Source organism: Pseudomonas sp. SDO52101_S400, from assembly GCF_054071635.1.
In genome coordinates, this window is record NZ_JBSVWF010000020.1 from 19,322 (window position 1) to 39,707 (window position 20,386).

Sequence of the window (20,386 nt, forward strand, 5' to 3'; positions counted from 1 at the left end):
GCACTTTGCTTTAGCAAATGTTTCAGGTCTGACATCCGACCAGCGAATCCCCGGCTGACCGGTCGCAAACCGACCAGGCCTGCTCCATCCCCGCCCTGCCTGATTGCCAAGCCCTGCGGCGCCAGTGTACAAAGGTCTCGAAATCCGGCATGAAATCCGCGCTTCGTGTGACGTCATCCCCCCGCAATATCCGCAAGAATCGCAGCCTATTGGAAAAACGCGACATTTAGTGTCAATATCGCGCCTTCCCCTATTTCGTCGCCCCCGTGCGGCTTACGCCGCAGGTCTCGCCCGTTGTTCCGATAAACAAGGCTTTGAGCATCTGCGGTTTGTAGCAAAAAGGTAGTCAATGATGAGCGCAAGGCACTTTCTCTCCCTGATGGATTGCACGCCCGAAGAGCTGGTCAGCGTGATCCGTCGAGGCGTTGAGCTCAAGGACCTGCGTAACCGCGGCGTACTGTTCGAGCCTCTGAAAAACCGCGTCCTGGGGATGATCTTCGAGAAATCCTCGACCCGCACCCGGATCTCCTTCGAGGCCGGCATGATCCAGCTCGGTGGCCAGGCGATCTTCCTTTCGCCGCGCGACACTCAACTGGGCCGTGGCGAGCCCATCGGCGACTGCGCCATCGTCATGTCGAGCATGCTCGATGCGGTGATGATCCGTACCTTTGCCCACAGCACCCTGACCGAATTTGCCGCCAACTCCCGCGTGCCGGTGATCAACGGCCTGTCCGATGACCTGCATCCGTGCCAGCTGCTGGCCGACATGCAGACGTTCCTCGAACACCGTGGGTCGATCCAGGGCAAGACCGTGGCCTGGATCGGCGACGGCAACAACATGTGCAACAGCTATATAGAAGCGGCAATCCAGTTCGACTTCCAGTTGCGCGTCGCCTGCCCTGAAGGCTATGAACCAAACCCTGAATTCCTGGCCAAGGCCGGTGATCGCGTGACCATCGTCCGCGATCCGAAAGACGCCGTGCGCGGCGCGCATCTGGTGAGCACCGACGTCTGGACCTCCATGGGCCAGGAAGAGGAAACCGCCAAGCGCCTCAAGCTGTTCGCGCCGTTCCAGGTCACCCGCGCCCTGCTCGACCTGGCCGCCGAGGACGTACTGTTCCTGCACTGCCTGCCCGCCCACCGCGGCGAAGAAATCAGCCTCGACCTGCTTGATGACCCGCGCTCCGTCGCCTGGGATCAGGCAGAAAACCGTCTCCACGCACAGAAGGCCCTGCTCGAGTTCCTCGTCGAACCGGCATATCACCACGCATGAGTCATGAATTACTGCTGAATCTGCGCAACCTCGCTTGCGGCTACCAAGATCAACGTGTGGTGCAGAACCTCAATCTGCACCTCAACGCCGGCGACATCGGTTGCCTGCTCGGCTCTTCGGGCTGCGGCAAGACCACCACCCTGCGCGCCATCGCCGGTTTCGAACCGGTGCACGAAGGGGAAATTTCTCTCGGCGGTGAAGTGATCTCCAGCGCCGGTTTCACCCTCGCCCCGGAGAAACGCCGGATCGGTATGGTGTTCCAGGACTACGCGCTGTTCCCGCACCTGAGCGTCGCGGACAACATCGCCTTCGGCATTCGCAAGCACCCGAACAGGGAGCGTGTCGTCGAAGAACTGCTGGAGCTGGTCAATCTGAAGAACCTCGGCAAGCGCTTCCCCCATGAGCTGTCCGGCGGCCAGCAGCAACGTGTCGCCCTCGCCCGCGCTTTGGCACCGGAGCCGCAACTGCTGCTGCTCGACGAACCGTTTTCCAACCTCGACGGCGAGCTGCGACGCAAGCTCAGCCATGAGGTGCGTGACATCCTCAAGGCCCGTGGTACCAGTGCGATTCTGGTGACTCACGACCAGGAAGAAGCGTTCGCCGTCAGCGATCACGTCGGCGTGTTCAAGGAAGGCCGGCTGGAGCAGTGGGACACGCCGTACAACCTCTATCACGAGCCGGCGACGCCGTTTGTGGCGAGTTTCATCGGTCAGGGTTACTTCATTCGTGGCCGGCTCGGCAGCCCGGAATCGGTGCAGACCGAGCTCGGCGAACTGCGCGGCAACCGCGCCTACACCTGGCCGATCGGCGGCGCGGTGGATGTGCTCCTGCGTCCGGATGACATCGTTTACGCCCCGGACAGCGCGTTGAAAGCACGGATCGTCGGAAAGACATTCCTCGGCGCCTCGACCCTGTATCGCCTGCAACTGCCGACCGGCGCACAGCTGGAATCGATATTCCCGAGCCATGCCGATCATCAGGTCGGTGCGGATGTCGGGATTCGAGTGGCGGCGGAACACCTGGTGTTGTTCCAGGCCTCGGGCAGCACCGCTGCGCAGATCCCGGCCGTGGAAAACGGCGTTCGCCGTTACAGCACCGCGCACTGATCTGTACCGAAACGATGAGGGAGCCTGATGGCTCCCTTATTTTTTTGGCCTCAGCCCAGCATCAATGTGCCGCTCGCAACGAGTGTGGCATTCCCGCCGATCTTCACCCGATCGCCTTCCAGCCGACAGAACAGCTCCCCACCTCGCGCCGAACGCTGGCACGCGGTCAGGCTCGATTTGCCCAAACGTTTTGACCAATACGGGATCAGGCTGCAATGAGTCGAGCCGGTCACCGGGTCTTCATTGATACCGATGGCCGGAGCGAAGTAGCGGGAGACAAAATCATGCTGATTGCCCCGTGCCGTGACGATCGCACCCAACCACGGCAGCTTGGCCAGGGCGACCATGTCCGGTTGGCAATCGAGCACCGCCTGTTCGGACTCCAGCACCACAAACAACTCGTTGGAACTCAGGACGTCCACTGCCTGAACATTCAGCGCCCTTTCGATTTCGAGGGTGACGCCTTTTTCCACCGCTTCGATGGCCGGGAAATCCAGCCACAGCCTGTCGCCTTCGCGACTGACACTCAACGGCCCGGACTTGCAGGTGAAATCCAGACGTTCGGCGCTTTCCTTATAAATCTCGAACAACACAAAGGCGCTGGCCAGGGTCGCGTGACCACACAGCGGCACCTCGGTGGTCGGCGTGAACCAGCGGATATGCCAGGCCTGGCCTTCGCGCACCAGAAACGCGGTTTCCGCCAGATTGTGTTCGGCGGCGATCTTCTGCATCAAGTCGTCCGCGAGCCACGCATCGAGCCGATAGACCATCGCCGGGTTGCCACTGAACGGCCGATCACTGAATGCGTCGACCTGATGAAACTCGAGCTGCATAACCTTCTCCCTGAATTCGTCAACGGAGCATGCCGCTACGGCTCGCTCATCGCCAGTGACAGAACCGGCCAATTTTCCTCATACAGCCATCAGGACCGACCGATCTCAGCAAATTTGGCCTGAGTGTGCTCGGCGAGTATGGCGGGCGCCAGTTCGACTTCCAGCCCACGCCGCCCGGCACTGACATAAATGGTCGCAAAAGCCACGGCGGAATTATCAATAAAGGTACGCAGGCGTTTTTTCTGTCCCAGCGGACTGATGCCGCCCAACAGGTACCCCGTGGAACGCTGCGCGGCGGCCGGGTCGGCCATCTCCACTTTTTTCACGCCGGCGGCGTGGGCCAGCCCCTTGAGGTCAAGACTTCCGACGACCGGCACCACCGCCACCAGCAATTCACCTTTTTCGCTGGCCGCCAGCAGCGTCTTGAACACCTGTGCCGGCTCCAGCCCCAGTTTTTCCGCGGCCTCCAGCCCATAGGACGCCGCCTTGGGGTCATGTTCGTAACTGTGCACGCGATGTTCGGCACGAACTTTTTTCAACAAGTCCAACGCAGGGGTCATGGCAGCTCCAGGCTCGGCAGTGGCAAAAAAACCTGCGCAGGATTCTAGGCCATCGCTACTTAAAAGGCTCTAACACGCGCCACGTTTCACGGGGCTTGCAGGCCCATAACAGGATCGTCAGGCCAGTGACCCGCAGGATCATTCACATGACTGATAGTTTATTTGTGACTGACGGTTCACTTTCGACCTTTGACAGCTTTGTTTCTTGTCTATATTTTTTCGAATCTGAATAATGTAAGAATTATCATCACCGCAGCACCCAGCAGTAAACCGGGAACAGGATGGGGATCCTGCCCCGGCGAAAATCGCGCCTTGCCTGTCGGCAAACGCGCCAGACAACAACAAAAACCGAGGTTTTCAATGACAACTGCGTTACAGCAACCATCGCTATCGAGCCAGTGCCTGGCCGAGTTTCTGGGTACTGCACTTCTGATCTTTTTCGGTACTGGCTGCGTCGCCGCGCTCAAGGTCGCGGGCGCCAGCTTCGGCCTGTGGGAAATCAGCATCATCTGGGGCGTCGGCGTGAGCATGGCGATCTACCTCACCGCCGGGGTTTCCGGTGCACACCTGAACCCTGCAGTCAGTATCGCCCTGAGCATTTTCGCCGATTTCGAAAAGCGCAAACTGCCGTTCTACATTCTCTCGCAGGTTGCTGGCGCCTTCTGCGGCGCGCTGTTGGTTTACACGCTGTACAGCAACCTGTTCTTCGATTTCGAACAAACTCACCATATGGTTCGTGGCTCGGCCGCCAGCCTGGAACTGGCCTCGGTGTTCTCCACCTTCCCGAACCCTGCGCTGTCGACGGCCCAGGCGTTCCTGGTCGAGGTGATCATCACGGCGATCCTGATGGGCGTGATCATGTCCCTTACCGACGACAACAACGGCCTGCCGAAAGGCCCGCTGGCGCCACTGCTGATCGGTCTGCTGATTGCCGTGATCGGCAGTTCGATGGGCCCGCTGACCGGTTTCGCGATGAACCCGGCCCGTGACTTCGGTCCGAAACTGATGACTTTCTTCGCGGGCTGGGGTGAAATTTCCTTCACCGGCGCACGTGAAATCCCGTACTTCCTGATTCCGATTTTTGCACCGATTGTCGGTGCCTGCCTCGGCGCTGCCGGGTATCGCGGGCTGATTGCCCGTCACCTGACCGGCGCCACACCTGCTACAAAGGATGCAGAACCGGCCATTGACGGCAAACCAAGAACTTCTTGAAACAGTCGGCGCAGGTTCCTGCCCATTCGAACCTGCGCCACGGCCCACTCTCCCTTATTTCGTCCAAGGCAATCGACATGACCGACATTCAGAATAAGAACTACATCATTGCCCTCGATCAGGGTACGACCAGCTCCCGCGCGATCATTTTCGACCGCGATGCGAACGTGGTCTGCACCGCGCAGCGCGAATTCGCCCAGCATTATCCGCAAGCCGGCTGGGTCGAACACGACCCGATGGAAATCTTCGCCACCCAGAGCGCCGTGATGGTCGAAGCGCTGGCCCAGGCTGGTCTGCATCACGACCAGGTGGCCGCCATTGGTATCACCAACCAGCGTGAAACCACTGTGGTCTGGGACAAGACCACCGGCCGCCCGGTCTACAACGCGATCGTCTGGCAATGCCGCCGCAGCACCGAGATCTGCCAGCAGCTCAAGCGCGACGGTCATGAAGACTACATCCGCGACAACACCGGCCTGGTCACCGACCCGTACTTCTCCGGCACCAAACTGAAGTGGATTCTCGACAACGTCGAAGGCAGCCGCGAACGTGCGCGCAATGGCGAACTGCTGTTCGGCACCGTCGACAGCTGGCTGATCTGGAAATTTACCGGCGGCAAGGTCCACGTCACCGACTACACCAACGCTTCGCGCACCATGCTCTTCAACATCCACTCGCTTGAGTGGGACGCGAAGATGCTGGAGATCCTCGACATCCCTCGCGAAATGCTGCCGGAAGTGAAGGCCTCCTCGGAAATCTACGGTCGCACCAAGAGCGGCATCGCCATCGGCGGTATCGCCGGCGACCAGCAGGCTGCGCTCTTCGGCCAGATGTGCGTGGAGCCGGGCCAGGCGAAAAACACCTACGGCACCGGTTGCTTCCTGCTGATGAACACCGGCGACAAAGCGGTGAAATCCCAGCACGGCATGCTTACCACCATCGCCTGCGGCCCGCGTGGCGAAGTGGCTTACGCACTGGAAGGCGCGGTGTTCAACGGTGGCTCCACCGTGCAGTGGCTGCGCGATGAACTGAAGATCATCAACGACGCCCACGACACCGAATACTTCGCCAATAAAGTGAAGGACAGCAACGGCGTCTATCTGGTGCCAGCCTTCACCGGCCTCGGCGCTCCTTACTGGGACCCGTACGCTCGTGGCGCCCTGTTCGGCCTGACTCGCGGCGTGCGTGTGGATCACATCATCCGCGCTGCGCTGGAGTCGATTGCCTATCAGACCCGCGACGTACTGGACGCCATGCAACAGGACTCCGGCGAACGCCTCAGGGCCCTGCGCGTGGATGGTGGCGCGGTAGCCAACAACTTCCTCATGCAGTTCCAGGCCGACATCCTCGGCACGCAAGTCGAGCGTCCGCAAATGCGCGAGACCACTGCACTGGGCGCAGCTTATCTGGCCGGTCTGGCGTGCGGTTTCTGGGGCAGCCTGGAAGAACTGCGCGGCAAGGCAGTGATCGAACGCGAATTCGAACCGAGCCTGGACGAAGTCGAGAAAGAGAAGCTGTATAAAGGCTGGAAAAAAGCTGTCAGCCGTACCCGTGACTGGGCACGTGAAGACGCTGAATAAGCCAACCTGAGTACTCGTATCCGTATGTAACTGGTAGGGAGCGGATTCCTGCGGCATCATGGGCAAATTTTGCACGGCAGCCCAAAGGAAGCCCCATGAATCTGCCTCCCCGTCAGCAGCAAATTCTCGAGCTGGTCCGCGAACGCGGCTATGTGAGCATCGAGGAAATGGCCACGCTGTTCGTTGTTACCCCGCAAACCATCCGCCGCGACATCAATCAGCTCGCGGAAGCCAATCTGCTGCGTCGTTACCACGGCGGTGCGGCCTATGATTCCAGCGTCGAAAACACTGCCTATGCGATGCGCGCCGATCAGATGCGCGATGAAAAACAACGCATCGGCGAAGCCATCGCCGCACAGATTCCCGATCACGCCTCGCTGTTCATCAACATCGGCACCACCACCGAATCCATCGCCCGCGCCCTGCTCAATCACAGCCACCTGAAAATCATCACCAACAACCTGCATGTTGCCTCGATGCTCAGTGCCAAGGATGATTTCGATGTGCTGCTGACCGGCGGCAATGTCCGTCGCGACGGCGGCGTGGTGGGTCAGGCGAGCGTGGACTTCATCAACCAGTTCAAGGTCGACTTTGCGCTGGTAGGCATCAGTGGCATCGACGAAGACGGCAGCCTGCTCGACTTCGATTACCAGGAAGTGCGGGTGTCCCAGGCGATCATCGCCAATGCCCGGCAGGTGATTCTGGCGGCAGACTCCAGCAAATTCGGCCGTAACGCGATGATCCGCCTCGGCCCGATCAGCCTGATCGATTGCCTGGTCACCGACCAGCAGCCGGTGCCGGCACTGGCGCAACTGCTGAGTCAGCACAAGATTCGCCTGGAAGTCGTTTAACCCCTCTTACATCTCAGCGCCTGTTCTGGCGCCTTCGTCGGATCGCCGCCCGGGGCAAGCCCGCTCCCACAGGTGTTGAGTCGGCCACAAGATTTGTGAGCACAGCCAACCACTGTGGGAGCGGGCTTGCCCGCGAAGGCGACTTGCAACTCACCAAACTTCTGGCGTCCTGACGCGCATTTCATGTTCGAATATTTTCCTTTCTCCGCCCTTCGATGAGTTTTTTCAATCGAAGTCGACTGGCTGCGCGCGTCTTTATGGGCTACCATTTTCGCAAATGAACATTCATGTTCGATTTCCAAGACAGAAAATCAAAAGAGCCCGAGGCCAGCCGATGTCCACATCTACCTTGCGTACGCCCCCTATCTCCGAGATCTACGATATCGCCGTCATCGGCGGCGGGATCAATGGCGTGGGGATCGCAGCGGATGCCGCCGGTCGCGGTCTTTCGGTGTTCCTTTGCGAAAAGGACGACCTGGCCAGCCACACCTCGTCGGCCAGCAGCAAGCTGATCCACGGTGGCCTGCGCTACCTCGAACATTATGAATTCCGTCTGGTGCGCGAAGCCCTGGCCGAACGCGAAGTGCTGCTGGCCAAGGCCCCGCACATCGTCAAGCCGATGCGTTTCGTGCTGCCGCACCGTCCACACCTGCGCCCGGCGTGGATGATCCGTGCCGGCCTGTTCCTCTATGACAACCTCGGCAAGCGCGAAAAACTCGCCGGCTCCAAGAGCCTGAAGTTCGGCGCCGACAGCGCGCTGAAAAGCGAAATCACCAAAGGCTTCGAATACTCCGACTGCTGGGTCGATGACGCCCGCCTCGTGGTATTGAACGCCATGGCAGCCCGTGAAAAAGGCGCGCACGTCCACACCCAGACCCGTTGCGTCAGCGCCCGCCGCGCCAAAGGCCTGTGGCACCTGAACCTGGAACGTGCCGACGGCAGCCTGTTTTCGATCACCGCCAAAGCGTTGGTGAACGCCGCCGGCCCTTGGGTCGCCAAGTTCATCCGTGACGACCTGAAGATGGAGTCGCCGTATGGCATCCGCCTGATTCAGGGCAGCCACATCATCGTGCCGAAGCTGTACGAAGGCGATCACGCGCACATCCTGCAAAACGAGGATCAGCGCATCGTTTTCACCATTCCGTACCTGAACAACCTGACGCTGATCGGCACCACCGACCGCGAGTACACCGGCGATCCGGCCAAAGTGGCGATCACCGACGGCGAAACCGATTACCTGCTCAAAGTGGTCAACGCCCACTTCAAAAAGCAGATCAGCCGTGACGACATCCTGCACACCTACTCGGGCGTACGCCCACTGTGCAACGACGAATCCGACAACCCTTCAGCGGTGACTCGCGACTACACCCTGGCGCTGTCCGGCAGCACCGAAGAGGCCCCGTTGCTGTCGGTGTTCGGCGGCAAGCTGACCACCTACCGCAAACTCGCCGAGTCGGCGATGGCACAACTGATGCCGTTCTTCACCCAGATGCGCCCGAGCTGGACGGCTACAGCCACCCTGCCCGGCGGCGAAGACATGACCACGCCGCAGGCCCTGAGTGCGCTGATCCGCGACAAGTTCGACTTCGTGCCGACCGAAATCGCCCGCCGCTGGGCCACCACCTACGGCAGCCGCACCTGGCGCATGCTCGAAGGCGTGGACACCCTCGCCGATATGGGCGAGCACATCGGCGGCGGTCTCTACACCCGTGAAGTCGATTACCTGTGCGCCGAAGAATGGGCCACCACCGCTCACGACATCCTGTGGCGCCGCAGCAAACTGGGGCTGTTCACCACCCCGGCCGAGCAGGAAAAGCTGGCGGCGTACCTGAACAAGGTCGAGCAGAACCGCAAGATCGAAGCGGCCTGATCAAACTTCCCGCAAAACCAAAAGCCCCTGAATCGAGAGATTCAGGGGCTTTTTGCATCTCGACTGAAACACGGGATGACGAATGATGTTCGGTTTTCCGAACGCGACCATTCAGTCGATTCGGATAACCGGATCAGGAACGCAGAAAAACACCATCACAAAACCTTAATAATCAAATAAATCAACAAGTTAACTTGTAGCAACTGGTCTGGCACGACTCATGCTCTACACTCCTTCGACGAATGCTTGTTGCGCCAGCACAACAGGAGCCGTCAGGCATTCGAAGCTCAAAAGGGCCCGCTCAACCGGCTCCATAAAAAAAACAATGTCGAGGAAAATTTGATGCGCATCGTTCCCCATATCCTGGGCGCAGCCATTGCTGCCGCTCTGATCAGCACACCAGTTTTCGCTGCCGAACTCACCGGCACCCTTAAGAAGATCAATGACTCGGGCACCATCACCCTGGGTCACCGTGACAGCTCCATTCCTTTCTCCTACATCGCGGATGCTTCGGGCAAACCGGTGGGCTACTCCCACGACATTCAGATCGCTATCGTCGAAGCCCTGAAAAAAGACCTGAACAAGCCTGATCTGAACGCCAAGTACAACCTGGTCACCTCGCAAACCCGTATTCCTCTGGTACAGAACGGCACCGTGGATATCGAGTGTGGTTCCACCACCAACAACGCCGAACGCGCCCAGCAAGTCGACTTCACCGTCAACATCTTCGAAATCGGCACCCGCCTGCTGGTCAAGAAAGACAAGGAAGGCAAGCCGTCCTACAACGACTTTGCCGATCTGAAAGGCAAGAACGTCGTGACCACCGCCGGCACCACGTCCGAGCGCATCATCAAGGCGATGAACGCTGACAAGCAGATGGGCATGAACGTCATCTCCGCCAAAGACCACGGCGAGTCCTTCCAGATGCTGGAAAGCGGCCGCGCCGTAGCCTTCATGATGGACGACGCCCTGCTGGCCGGCGAAGAAGCCAAGGCCAAGAAGCCGGACGACTGGGTCATCACCGGTACGCCACAGTCCTTCGAAGCCTATGCGTGCATGGTTCGCAAAGACGACCCGGCTTTCAAGAAGGCTGTCGATGACGCCATCGTCGCCCTCTACAAATCCGGCGAGATCAACAAGATCTACAGCAAATGGTTCGAAAGCCCGGTCCCGCCCAAAGGCCTGAACCTGAACTTCCCGATGAGTGAAAAGGTTAAAGAGCTGATCGCCAATCCGAGCGACAAGCCTGCGCCAGACGTAAAAATCTGACACTGATCTAACCTTATCGCCTGAGGGAGCCCGGCTCCCTCAGGCATCTGTTACTACCTGCTGGTTTTAATCTGGAACACTCGAGCGTGCGGTTTTCGAGCCGATCGCGTGTGCCTGACCGTCAAGATCAGGCTGGGAACGGAGCTTCCCCAGGCGGGCACTTGTACATCGATCGAATCGAGGGGAGACCCTAATGAATTACAACTGGGACTGGGGCGTGTTCTTCAAGTCCACCGGCGTGGGCAGCGAGACCTATCTCGACTGGTTCATTTCCGGTCTGGGCTGGACCATCGCCATCGCCATCGTGGCCTGGATCATCGCCCTGCTGCTGGGCTCGCTGCTGGGCATCATGCGCACCGTGCCGAACCGCATCGTATCGGGCATCGCGACCTGCTACGTCGAACTGTTCCGTAACGTACCGCTGCTGGTTCAGCTGTTCATCTGGTACTTCCTGGTGCCGGACCTGCTGCCGCCGGATCTGCAGGAGTGGTACAAGCAGGACCTGAACCCGACCACCTCGGCCTACCTGAGCGTTGTCGTCTGCCTGGGCCTGTTCACCGCCGCCCGTGTCTGCGAACAGGTTCGCACCGGTATCCAGGCGCTGCCACGCGGCCAGGAGTCCGCCGCCCGCGCCATGGGTTTCAAGCTGCCGCAGATCTACTGGAACGTGCTGCTGCCCCAGGCCTACCGGATCATCATTCCACCGCTCACCTCAGAATTCCTGAACGTGTTCAAGAACTCCTCCGTGGCGTCCCTGATCGGTCTGATGGAACTGCTGGCGCAAACCAAACAGACCGCCGAGTTCTCGGCCAACCTGTTTGAAGCCTTCACCCTGGCGACCCTGATCTATTTCACCCTGAACATGAGCCTGATGCTGCTGATGCGCGTGGTCGAGAAGAAAGTCTCCGTGCCCGGCCTGATCTCCGTAGGGGGTAAATGATGGACTTCGATTTCAGTGGCATCGTCCCGGCCATTCCCGGCCTGTGGAACGGCATGCTGATGACCCTCAAGCTGATGGCGCTGGGCGTGGTCGGCGGGATCATTCTCGGCACCCTCCTCGCGTTGTGCCGTCTGTCCCACAACAAACTGCTGTCGAACCTCGCCGGCGCCTACGTCAACTATTTCCGCTCGATCCCGCTGCTGCTGGTCATCACCTGGTTCTACCTGGCGGTGCCGTTCGTGCTGCGCTGGATCACCGGCGAAGACACCCCGATCGGCGCGTTCACCTCGTGCATCGTGGCCTTCATGATGTTCGAAGCGGCGTACTTCTGCGAAATCGTCCGGGCCGGCGTGCAGTCGATTCCAAAAGGCCAGATGGGTGCCGCACAGGCACTGGGCATGACCTACGGCCAGATGATGCGCCTGATCATCCTGCCCCAGGCATTCCGCAAAATGACCCCGCTGCTGCTGCAGCAGAGCATCATCCTGTTCCAGGACACCTCGCTGGTCTACACCGTGGGCCTGGTGGACTTCCTCAACGCCTCGCGCGCCAGTGGCGACATCATTGGCCGCTCGAATGAGTTCCTGATCTTCGCAGGTCTCGTGTACTTCACCATCAGCTTTGCCGCCTCGGTGCTGGTCAAGCGTCTGCAAAAAAGGTTCGCCGTATGATCTCTATCAAGAACATCAACAAGTGGTATGGGGACTTCCAGGTGCTGACCGATTGCAGCACCGAGGTCAAAAAGGGTGAGGTGATCGTGGTCTGCGGTCCGTCCGGTTCGGGCAAGTCGACCCTGATCAAGTGCGTCAACGCACTCGAGCCGTTCCAGAAAGGCGACATCGTGGTCGACGGCACGTCGATTGCCGACCCGAAGACCAACCTGCCGAAACTGCGTTCGCGCGTCGGCATGGTGTTCCAGCATTTCGAACTGTTCCCGCACCTGACCATCACCGAAAACCTGACCATCGCGCAGATCAAGGTGCTGGGCCGCAGCAAGGAAGAGGCGACCAAGAAAGGCCTGCAACTGCTTGATCGCGTCGGTCTGGCTGCCCATGCCCACAAGCACCCGGGCCAACTGTCCGGCGGTCAGCAACAGCGTGTGGCGATTGCCCGTGCGCTGGCGATGGACCCGATCGTCATGCTGTTCGACGAGCCGACCTCGGCGCTGGACCCGGAAATGGTCAACGAAGTGCTCGACGTGATGGTGCAACTGGCCCACGAAGGCATGACCATGATGTGCGTGACCCACGAAATGGGCTTCGCCCGCAAAGTGGCCGACCGGGTGATCTTCATGGATGCCGGCAAGATCATCGAAGACTGCAAGAAAGAAGAGTTCTTCGGCGACATCAAACAACGCTCCGAACGCGCGCAGCATTTCCTCGAGAAAATCCTGCAGCACTAAAAGCCACACACCGCTCCCCAACTGTGGGAGCGGGCTTGCTCGCAAAGAGGCCGGCACTTTCCACATCCTCGTTGACTGCCCCACCGCTTTCGCGAGCAAGCCCGCTCCCACATTGGATCGATGATGATCCTGAAATTTGTGTTGTGGTTGACCCAAGGCATCTGTGATGAAATGCGACCCCGCCCTCTTTCGCGCAACAAAGCCATCACTTGCCGTGAAACCCCGTCTGATCCGCCATTTGTTCCTGCCGCCGCTGATCATCATCCTGATGGTCGGACTGGGTTATGCCGGCTTCTGGATCAGTGAGCACTACGGCATTCGCAGCCTCAGCGAAAACGGCCAGCGTCAGCTCGAACTGAACGCCCGTGCCGTCGAAAGCGAAATCAGCAAATACACCTATCTGCCCAGCCTGCTGGAACTCGAATCGAGCGTTTCGCAGTTGCTGGATGACCCGACCCCGGAACACCGGCAAACGGTCAACGATTACCTTGAAGGCCTGAACCGGCGCAGCCGCAGTCGGGCCATCTACGTCATGGACACCACCGGCCGCGTCATGGCCACCAGCAACTGGCGCGATGTCGACAGCTACCTCGGCGAAGACCTGTCGTTCCGCGCCTATTTCCAGCGTGCCGTCCGCGGCCAGCCCGGACGTTTCTACGGGATCGGCAGCACCAACGGCGAACCCGGCTATTACCTGGCCCACGGCCTGGAAGAACACGGCAAGATCATCGGCGTCGCAGTGGTCAAAGTGCGCATGGAAGCCATGGAGGAGCGCTGGCAGCGGGCGCGCCTGGAGGCCTTCGTCAGTGACGAGAACGGCATCATCATTCTTTCCAGCGATCCGGCCCGACGCCTGAAGTCCGTGGTGCCACTGAGCGACGAGACCAAGGAAAAACTCGCCCGCAGCCTCCAGTACTACTGGTTTCCGCTCAACGAACTGCAACCGCTGGCCCGGGAAACCCTGGCCGAAGGCGTGGAAAAACTCACCTTCCCGGCCAACAGCGAAGTCCAGCCGCAACAGGAGCACGATCAGGAAAACATCAGTTACCTGGCGCAAACCCGTCCGCTGAGCGACACACCGTGGAATTTCACCCTGCTTACGCCGTTGCAGGACCTGCGGCGCGAGGCGATCAATCAGGGGATTCTGGTGGCCGTTGCCTTCGCGCTGGTGGCGTTTCTGCTGATTGCCTGGAACGAGCGCCGCAAGGTCATCGCCACCCGCCTCGCCGCCCGGGAAGCCTTGCAGGAAGCCAACAATCAGCTGGAGCGTCGGATTACCGAACGCACCGCCGACCTGCGCGCCAGCAACGACCGGCTCAAGAGTCAGATCCGCGAACGTCGTCAGGCCGAAGAAACCTTGCGCCGTGCCCAGGACGAACTGGTGCAGGCCGGCAAACTCGCAGCCATCGGCCAGATGTCCACCAGCATCGCCCACGAACTGAACCAGCCATTGGCAGCCATGCGCACCTTGTCCGGCAATACGATTCGTTTTCTGGAACGCGGTCAGCTCGACGTCGCCAGCACCAACCTGAAAACCATCAACGACCTGATCGACCGCATGGGCCGGATTACCGCCAGCCTGCGCTCGTTCGCCCGGCGCGGCGACGACAAGGGCCGGGCCAGCCTCGGCAAAGCCGTGGACGCCGCGCTGCAAGTGCTGGGCGCCCGTGTTGAGCAGGCCTCGCTGCAAGTGCATCGTCAGTTCATTGATGTACAAGTGCAGATCGACCAGACGCGGCTGGAACAGATTCTGGTCAACCTGATCGGCAACGCCCTCGACGCCATGCAGATGCAGCCGCTGCCCGAGCTGTGGCTGGAGGGCGAAGAATTCGACGGCAAATATCGCCTGCGGGTACGCGACAACGGCCACGGCATCGATGCCGAAGCGCGCAAGCATCTGTTCGAGCCGTTCTTCACCACCAAACCCGGCGAACAGGGACTGGGCCTCGGCCTGACCCTTTCGGCCAGCCTGGCTGCCGCCACCGGCGGACATCTGGGTGTCGAACACCCGGCCAGCGGTGGTACCACCTTCGTCCTCAGTTTACCGTTGGTAAGCCCTACTCCTGCCGAGCCAATATGAACAACGACCTTAGTGTGCTGATTGTCGAAGACGATCCCCATGTGCTGCTCGGTTGCCAGCAGGCGCTGACCCTGGAAGACATTCCCTGCATCGGCGTCGGCAGTGCCGAAGAAGCGCTGGAGCGGGTCGGCGACAATTTCGCCGGCATCGTCATCAGTGACATCCGCTTGCCCGGCATCGACGGCCTGGAACTGCTGACCCGTCTCAAGCAACGGGACCGCAGCCTGCCGGTGGTGCTGATCACCGGTCATGGCGACATCTCCATGGCCGTCGGCGCGATGCAGAAAGGCGCCTACGACTTCATGGAAAAGCCGTTCTCCCCGGAACGCCTGGTGGACGTCGCCCGGCGTGCGCTGGAGCAACGCAGCCTGGCTCGCGAAGTCTCGTCCCTGCGCCGGCAACTGGCCGAGCGCGATTCCCTTGAAGGGCGGATCATCGGTCGCTCGCCGGCCATGCAGAACCTGCGCGAACTGATCGCCAACGTTGCCGACACCTCGGCCAACGTGTTGATCGAAGGCGAAACCGGCACCGGCAAGGAACTGGTCGCCCGTTGCCTGCACGACTTCAGCCGCCGCCACACCAAACAGTTCGTCGCGCTGAACTGCGGCGGTCTGCCGGAAAACCTGTTCGAAAGCGAAATCTTCGGCCACGAGGCCAATGCCTTCACCGGCGCCGGCAAACGGCGCATCGGCAAGATCGAACACGCCGACGGCGGCACGCTGTTCCTCGATGAAGTGGAAAGCATGCCGCTGCCGTTGCAGATCAAACTGCTGCGGGTGTTGCAGGAGCGCACCCTCGAACGCCTCGGTTCGAACCAGAGCGTGGCGGTGGATTGCCGGGTGATTGCGGCGACCAAGTCCGACCTCGACGAATCGAGCAAGGCCGGGGAATTTCGCAGCGACTTGTACTACCGCCTCAACGTGGTGACGCTGGAATTGCCGCCCCTGCGCGAACGCCGCGAAGACATCCTGCAACTGTTCGAACACTTCACCCAGCAGTCGGCCCTGCGCTTCGACCGCGCGCTGCCGGCGCTGGACAACCAGACCCTGTCCAGCCTGATGAGCCACGACTGGCCGGGCAACGTGCGTGAACTGCGCAACGTCGCCGAACGCTTCGCCCTCGGTTTGCCGGCATTCAAAAAGTCCGGCGTCGGCAGTGGTGGCCAGGGCCTGGCGTTCGCCGAAGCGGTGGAAGCCTTCGAGCGCAATCTGCTCAGCGATGCCTTGCAACGCAGCGGTGGCAACCTGACCCAGGCCAGCCTGGAACTGGGCATGGCCAAGACAACGCTGTTCGACAAAGTTAAAAAATACGGCCTGAGCCATTAAGCGAGCACGACGTGGATCTGATTTTCAAGGCAATGCTCGGTGCAGCGGTGGTGGTGATTCTCGCCATGCTGGCCAAGACCAAAAACTACTACATTGCCGGCCTGGTGCCGCTGTTTCCGACTTTCGCCCTGATCGCCCATTACATCGTCGGCAAGGGTCGCTCGGTCGACGATCTGAAGACCACCATCGTGTTCGGCATGTGGTCGATCATTCCGTACTTCGTGTACCTGGCGACGCTGTACGTGATGGTCGACCGAATGCGTCTGGAGGCTTCATTGGCAGTGGCCGCTGTCGCGTGGCTGATGGCGGCGACGGTGCTGGTGAGCGTCTGGGTACGCCTGCACGCCTGACGGCTGCCGTGTGACAGAGGGCCTGGCCCGTCCCTTGCATTTACCCCCGAAAGCCCGCCCGGCCGGCGCTCATGTTCGATGAGGCCGGTGTCTGGGAGGGTCTGCCAAGGGTGAATTGCGACCTTGAATATTTTAGATCTCGACCACAGCCTGACCGGTCAGGCGTCCATTGCGCGGCTGCTCGACAGCGGCCGCGCCCAGCGCCTGGACCTGCTCGACCTCGGCCCGAAACTGCGGCTCTGGTCCAGCGAACGGACGTTCCGTCGTTTTACCGAACGCCTGCGTGAGCGGCCCCGACATAACGGCCCGGCACCGGAAATCTTTTTCGTCGGCTCCGGCGACTATCACCATCTGACACCGGCCTTCCTGACTGATTTGCCGGAGCCGGTGAGCCTGATCCACTTCGACAATCATCCCGACTGGGTTCACTTCGCCCCCCGTCGGCATTGCGGCTCGTGGGTCAATCAGGCCCTGAAACTGCCGAACATCGAACGCATCGTCACTCTCGGGCCATGCAGCGACGACCTGCAAAATCCGCAGATCAAGGGCGGCAATCTCGGTGCCCTGAAACGCGGTGTGTTGCAGCTGTTCCCGTGGCAGCACCCGCCGTCGAAAGTCTGGGGCCGGGTCGGCGATGGCGCCGGCCATCAGCAACAGGAAAACCTGCTGCACTGGCGCAATCTGGCCGATCAGGACTGGGCGGCGTTTCTCGACCAGATGATCGCCAGCCTTCCCACTCAAGCCGTGTGGATCACCATCGACAAAGACGTGCTGGCCAGCGAGGACGCCGCGACCAATTGGGATCAGGGGCAGATGCGCCTGAGTCACTTGCTCCAGGCTATCCGTAGCCTGGCCGCTCGCAAGCGCATCATCGGCATCGACATCTGTGGCGAGTTCGCCCGCCCGGCCTTCAGCAACGCGTTCAAACGCTGGGAGGCCAAGTCCGACCAGCCGCCGGCCGAACGCTGGAGCGAAACCGATCTGCTGCGCAACTCGGCGACCAATCAGGCGCTAATCGAGTTGTTCGAGGAGTTGTTCCCATGACCCTGACCGTGATTTTGCTGGTGGCGTTTTCCATCGTGCTCGACGTGATCGGCCAGCTCTGTTTCAAACTCGGCCTGGACCGTTTGCCTGAGCTTGAGGGTGGTTTCAGGCTCGGCGCGTTCTGGGGGCAGGTATTTAACGCACCGCTGTTGTGGTGCGGGATCGGCGCTTACGTGATCGAGTTTTTCGTCTGGCTCGAAGCCTTGTCCCGGGCACCACTGAGCCTGCTGTTTCCCGCCGCCGCGCTGGCGTATTGCGGCGTGGTGCTGGCCGGCAAGCTGTTCCTCGGCGAGACCGTCAGCCGCCGTCGCTGGATGGGCACACTGGTGATTACGGCGGGCGTGATGCTCGTGTGTGTCGGCCATGCCTGACTCTCAACTGATACTGAAAAGGAACGGCTCGATGGATTGGCTCCACGGGCGTCTGGGTACCGTGGTGCTCTGGGCGTTGCTGATCATTCTGGAAAGTGGCGGGCAGATCGCGACCAAGGTCGGCGGCGATCAACTGGGGCAAATGGACTTCACCCTGCAATGGCTGCTCAACGTCGCTCAGGCGCCGGGGGTGCTGCTGGCGATTGCCTGCTACATCGGCGCGTTCTTTGTCTGGATGCTGATTCTGCGGCGCAGCAGCCTGTCCCTGGCGTTCCCGCTCAGTTCGCTGGTGTTCGTCGGCGTGCTGCTGGGGTCGTGGCTGGGGCTGGGTGAGCAGATCAGCGTGCTGCACTGGGTCGGTGTGGCCGTGATCATGGGCGGCATTGCGCTGCTGGCCGAAGGCGAGGAAAACTGATGTGACCGGTCGTGGGAGCCTGCGGGCTCCCACGTTTTGTACGGTTCAATCCTTGCGATGAGCCACCAGAAACCCGAGGCCATGGGCCACCGGAATATCCTTCACCCCCGCTTCCCGCTGCTGCCCGGCGATCTCCCGGTGAAACGCCTTGACCCGGGTCCAGTGCATTTTCGGCCGGTAGTGGTGTTCGGCGTGATAACCGTTGTTCATCCACAACAGGTTGTAGAGCGGGCTGTAGGCGCTGACGCCCCAGGCAATCGGCGAATCCGGATTACCGCCAAAATGCTCGTAATAGCCGTTGAGCGAAGACAGTGCCTGGCCCAGGTACCAGAACGGCAGCAACACCAGCACCGCCCGCCAGTCATAGGCAGCCAGCCCCAGGTAAAACGCCACTGTCACGCCGATCTCCACTTTGACCCAGCGCGCATCGTCGGGACGCTTGCGGCGCATCTCGTCGTAGATCGGCTTGGGGTCGTCGCGAAAGAAACTCAGGAAGGTGTAGGCCCAGGGATTCTCGGGCTGGCCGTCCTTGCCTCGCTGGTAGATCGACAGCGGATCGATGGTCTTGCCATCCGCCCCCGGCCGGTCCGAGTTGCCCCGGTGATGGCGGTTGTGGATATCACGGTAGAGGGTCTGGGAGAAACCGATGGTCACCGACAGCAGCAGGTCAAAGGCGCGGTTGAGCCACGCCGGGGTGAAATAGGCGTTGTGGATCTGGTTGTGGGAGATGCTGTTGATGCTCCACGACAGGCTCACCGCATAGCCCAGCGCCAAGGGCACCAACGCCCACCAGGACAGCGCATGAAAGGCTGTGACCAGCCACACGACAAAGGCGAAATGGACCAGGCCGAGGGCGATGGGAATCAGGTCCCACAGCGAGTGGGCCAGCAGACGATAAACAGGGCGAGCCATGAAGAACATCCTGAAACAATGGGTTCGACACGGCTGTCTGCAAAGGCCAGACCAGTTCCCGCAGGGCTCACTTGAATTTATAGGCGATCGCCATCTGCACCTCGCCCTGATTGGTATCGCCGACGCTTTTGACGATGCTGCTGTCGGCCGCCGAGTTCGTCAGATGAATCCAGCTGGCGCTGGCCACCAGCGACCATTGCGGCGCGATGGGGAACTCGAAACTCTGGGTCAACGCGATGTTCTGCAAGCCGCCGCCGGCGTTGTATGCGCGGATGCCAGAGGCCTGGGATTCTTTGTCGCTGACACCGAAGAACGTGTTGTTCTGCCGGGCATTGGCGAAATGCGCAGTCAGGTTGCTGCTGCCGATCACACCGCCGCCCAGTGGATAACCGATCTCGCCACCGACCCGACCGAGCACGCCACCCTGCCCGCCGCCACCGCCAATGGCCTGGCCAACGGACGCGAACACTCGCCAGAAGTCGGCCGGCGCGTACTGCACGAAACCACCGGCTTCGGCCATGTCCGGCACATCGCGCAACCCGCGCAATTCGCCGTTGGAGGTGCGGCCCGGGAGGTAATTCACATAAGGGCCGGCGCTGAAACCATTGGCCTTCAAGGCGCTCCAGGTCAGGCCGTCATCGGTACTGAGGCTGACGTCGCCCCAGTCCAGATCGAGATAGGGCAACGGCCGGGTTTCATAACGGCTGCCGCTGGGATCGTGAGGCTGATAACCCAGGCCCACGCCCGCCTCCCCGGTAATGCCGTCCGCCATGGCGCTCGCTGAAAAAGCGCTCAGCGCCGCGAGCAACAACAGTGTCTTCCTCTTCATGAGGCCATTCCTTTAATTGAACATGCGCGCATCAATCCCCGGATGCCACCCACCACGCAAGCACTCATGTTGTTTGTAGCAAGCTACAAAAATTGTAGCTTCGAATCGCAAAACCACCTGACCGGCCCTGTCCACAAGGGGCTCGCGGTACTTGGCACAGTCCC

The 20,386-nt window shown here is 60.6% G+C and carries 20 protein-coding genes; 16 read left to right on the forward strand and 4 right to left on the reverse strand.

The features are described 5' to 3' along the window. The first annotated feature begins 352 nt into the window (after positions 1-352). Positions 353-1,273 (forward strand): ornithine carbamoyltransferase, encoded by a 921-nt coding sequence (gene argF, locus ACW9HX_RS12520; protein WP_096818463.1) that lies wholly within the window; start codon positions 353-355, stop codon positions 1,271-1,273. Then, positions 1,270-2,379 (forward strand): ABC transporter ATP-binding protein, encoded by a 1,110-nt coding sequence (locus ACW9HX_RS12525; RefSeq protein WP_457380855.1) that lies wholly within the window; start codon positions 1,270-1,272, stop codon positions 2,377-2,379. Before argF ends, ACW9HX_RS12525 begins: the two co-directional genes overlap by 4 nt. A gap of 50 nt (positions 2,380-2,429) precedes the next feature. On the opposite strand, the gene ACW9HX_RS12530 is transcribed toward ACW9HX_RS12525, so the two are convergent. Both ACW9HX_RS12530 and ybaK read right to left on the reverse strand, forming a co-directional pair. After that, complete coding sequence (locus ACW9HX_RS12530) at positions 2,430-3,212, reverse strand: PhzF family phenazine biosynthesis protein (protein WP_457380856.1); 783 nt, start codon at positions 3,210-3,212, stop codon at positions 2,430-2,432. A gap of 89 nt (positions 3,213-3,301) precedes the next feature. Continuing rightward, positions 3,302-3,772, reverse strand: a complete 471-nt coding sequence (gene ybaK / locus ACW9HX_RS12535; RefSeq protein WP_457380857.1) for a Cys-tRNA(Pro) deacylase — start codon at positions 3,770-3,772, stop codon at positions 3,302-3,304. A 360-nt stretch (positions 3,773-4,132) separates the two neighbouring features. Between ybaK and ACW9HX_RS12540 the strand changes: the two genes are divergently transcribed. The 14 genes from ACW9HX_RS12540 (at position 4,133) to ACW9HX_RS12605 (ending at position 18,481) form a co-directional block, all read left to right on the forward strand. Continuing rightward, on the forward strand, positions 4,133-4,984 hold the full coding sequence (locus ACW9HX_RS12540) for an MIP/aquaporin family protein (protein ID WP_134827960.1): 852 nt from the start codon (positions 4,133-4,135) through the stop codon (positions 4,982-4,984). 77 nt (positions 4,985-5,061) lie between these two features. After that, entirely contained in the window at positions 5,062-6,564 is a 1,503-nt protein-coding gene (glpK, locus tag ACW9HX_RS12545) for a glycerol kinase GlpK (RefSeq protein WP_457380858.1), read from the forward strand. Positions 6,565-6,659: 95 nt separating this feature from the next. Next, positions 6,660-7,415, forward strand: a complete 756-nt coding sequence (locus tag ACW9HX_RS12550) for a DeoR/GlpR family transcriptional regulator (protein ID WP_007953179.1) — start codon at positions 6,660-6,662, stop codon at positions 7,413-7,415. 334 nt (positions 7,416-7,749) lie between these two features. Then, positions 7,750-9,285: a glycerol-3-phosphate dehydrogenase gene (gene glpD / locus ACW9HX_RS12555; RefSeq protein WP_457380859.1), complete on the forward strand. Its 1,536-nt coding sequence runs from the start codon at positions 7,750-7,752 to the stop codon at positions 9,283-9,285. Positions 9,286-9,627: 342 nt separating this feature from the next. Next, a complete protein-coding gene (locus ACW9HX_RS12560) occupies positions 9,628-10,554 on the forward strand; it encodes a glutamate/aspartate ABC transporter substrate-binding protein (RefSeq protein WP_457380860.1) in 927 nt (308 codons plus the stop codon). Positions 10,555-10,747: 193 nt separating this feature from the next. After that, positions 10,748-11,494 carry an amino acid ABC transporter permease gene (locus ACW9HX_RS12565; protein WP_273540485.1) on the forward strand — a complete coding sequence of 249 codons (747 nt, stop codon included), beginning with the start codon at positions 10,748-10,750 and terminating at the stop codon, positions 11,492-11,494. Continuing rightward, positions 11,494-12,165 carry an amino acid ABC transporter permease gene (locus ACW9HX_RS12570; protein ID WP_457380861.1) on the forward strand — a complete coding sequence of 224 codons (672 nt, stop codon included), beginning with the start codon at positions 11,494-11,496 and terminating at the stop codon, positions 12,163-12,165. Before ACW9HX_RS12565 ends, ACW9HX_RS12570 begins: the two co-directional genes overlap by 1 nt. Further along, a complete protein-coding gene (locus ACW9HX_RS12575; RefSeq protein WP_457380862.1) occupies positions 12,162-12,896 on the forward strand; it encodes an amino acid ABC transporter ATP-binding protein in 735 nt (244 codons plus the stop codon). Before ACW9HX_RS12570 ends, ACW9HX_RS12575 begins: the two co-directional genes overlap by 4 nt. Positions 12,897-13,062: 166 nt before the next feature. Further along, positions 13,063-14,976: a two-component sensor histidine kinase AauS gene (gene aauS, locus ACW9HX_RS12580; RefSeq protein WP_457380863.1), complete on the forward strand. Its 1,914-nt coding sequence runs from the start codon at positions 13,063-13,065 to the stop codon at positions 14,974-14,976. After that, positions 14,973-16,301: a two-component response regulator AauR gene (gene aauR, locus ACW9HX_RS12585; protein ID WP_457380864.1), complete on the forward strand. Its 1,329-nt coding sequence runs from the start codon at positions 14,973-14,975 to the stop codon at positions 16,299-16,301. Before aauS ends, aauR begins: the two co-directional genes overlap by 4 nt. Positions 16,302-16,321: 20 nt before the next feature. Beyond that, entirely contained in the window at positions 16,322-16,651 is a 330-nt protein-coding gene (locus ACW9HX_RS12590) for a GlpM family protein (protein WP_192565048.1), read from the forward strand. A 123-nt stretch (positions 16,652-16,774) separates the two neighbouring features. Continuing rightward, complete coding sequence (locus ACW9HX_RS12595; RefSeq protein ID WP_457380865.1) at positions 16,775-17,695, forward strand: arginase; 921 nt, start codon at positions 16,775-16,777, stop codon at positions 17,693-17,695. Beyond that, positions 17,692-18,066: a DMT family transporter gene (locus ACW9HX_RS12600; RefSeq protein WP_085730163.1), complete on the forward strand. Its 375-nt coding sequence runs from the start codon at positions 17,692-17,694 to the stop codon at positions 18,064-18,066. The genes ACW9HX_RS12595 and ACW9HX_RS12600 overlap by 4 nt, the downstream gene beginning before the upstream one ends. 31 nt (positions 18,067-18,097) lie before the next feature. Further along, positions 18,098-18,481 carry a DMT family transporter gene (locus ACW9HX_RS12605; protein WP_373874115.1) on the forward strand — a complete coding sequence of 128 codons (384 nt, stop codon included), beginning with the start codon at positions 18,098-18,100 and terminating at the stop codon, positions 18,479-18,481. A 45-nt stretch (positions 18,482-18,526) separates the two neighbouring features. On the opposite strand, the gene ACW9HX_RS12610 is transcribed toward ACW9HX_RS12605, so the two are convergent. Then, positions 18,527-19,393 (reverse strand): fatty acid desaturase family protein, encoded by an 867-nt coding sequence (locus ACW9HX_RS12610; RefSeq protein ID WP_457380866.1) that lies wholly within the window; start codon positions 19,391-19,393, stop codon positions 18,527-18,529. Between the two features lie 67 nt (positions 19,394-19,460). After that, positions 19,461-20,222 (reverse strand): MipA/OmpV family protein, encoded by a 762-nt coding sequence (locus tag ACW9HX_RS12615; protein WP_457380867.1) that lies wholly within the window; start codon positions 20,220-20,222, stop codon positions 19,461-19,463. Positions 20,223-20,386: the final 164 nt, after the last annotated feature.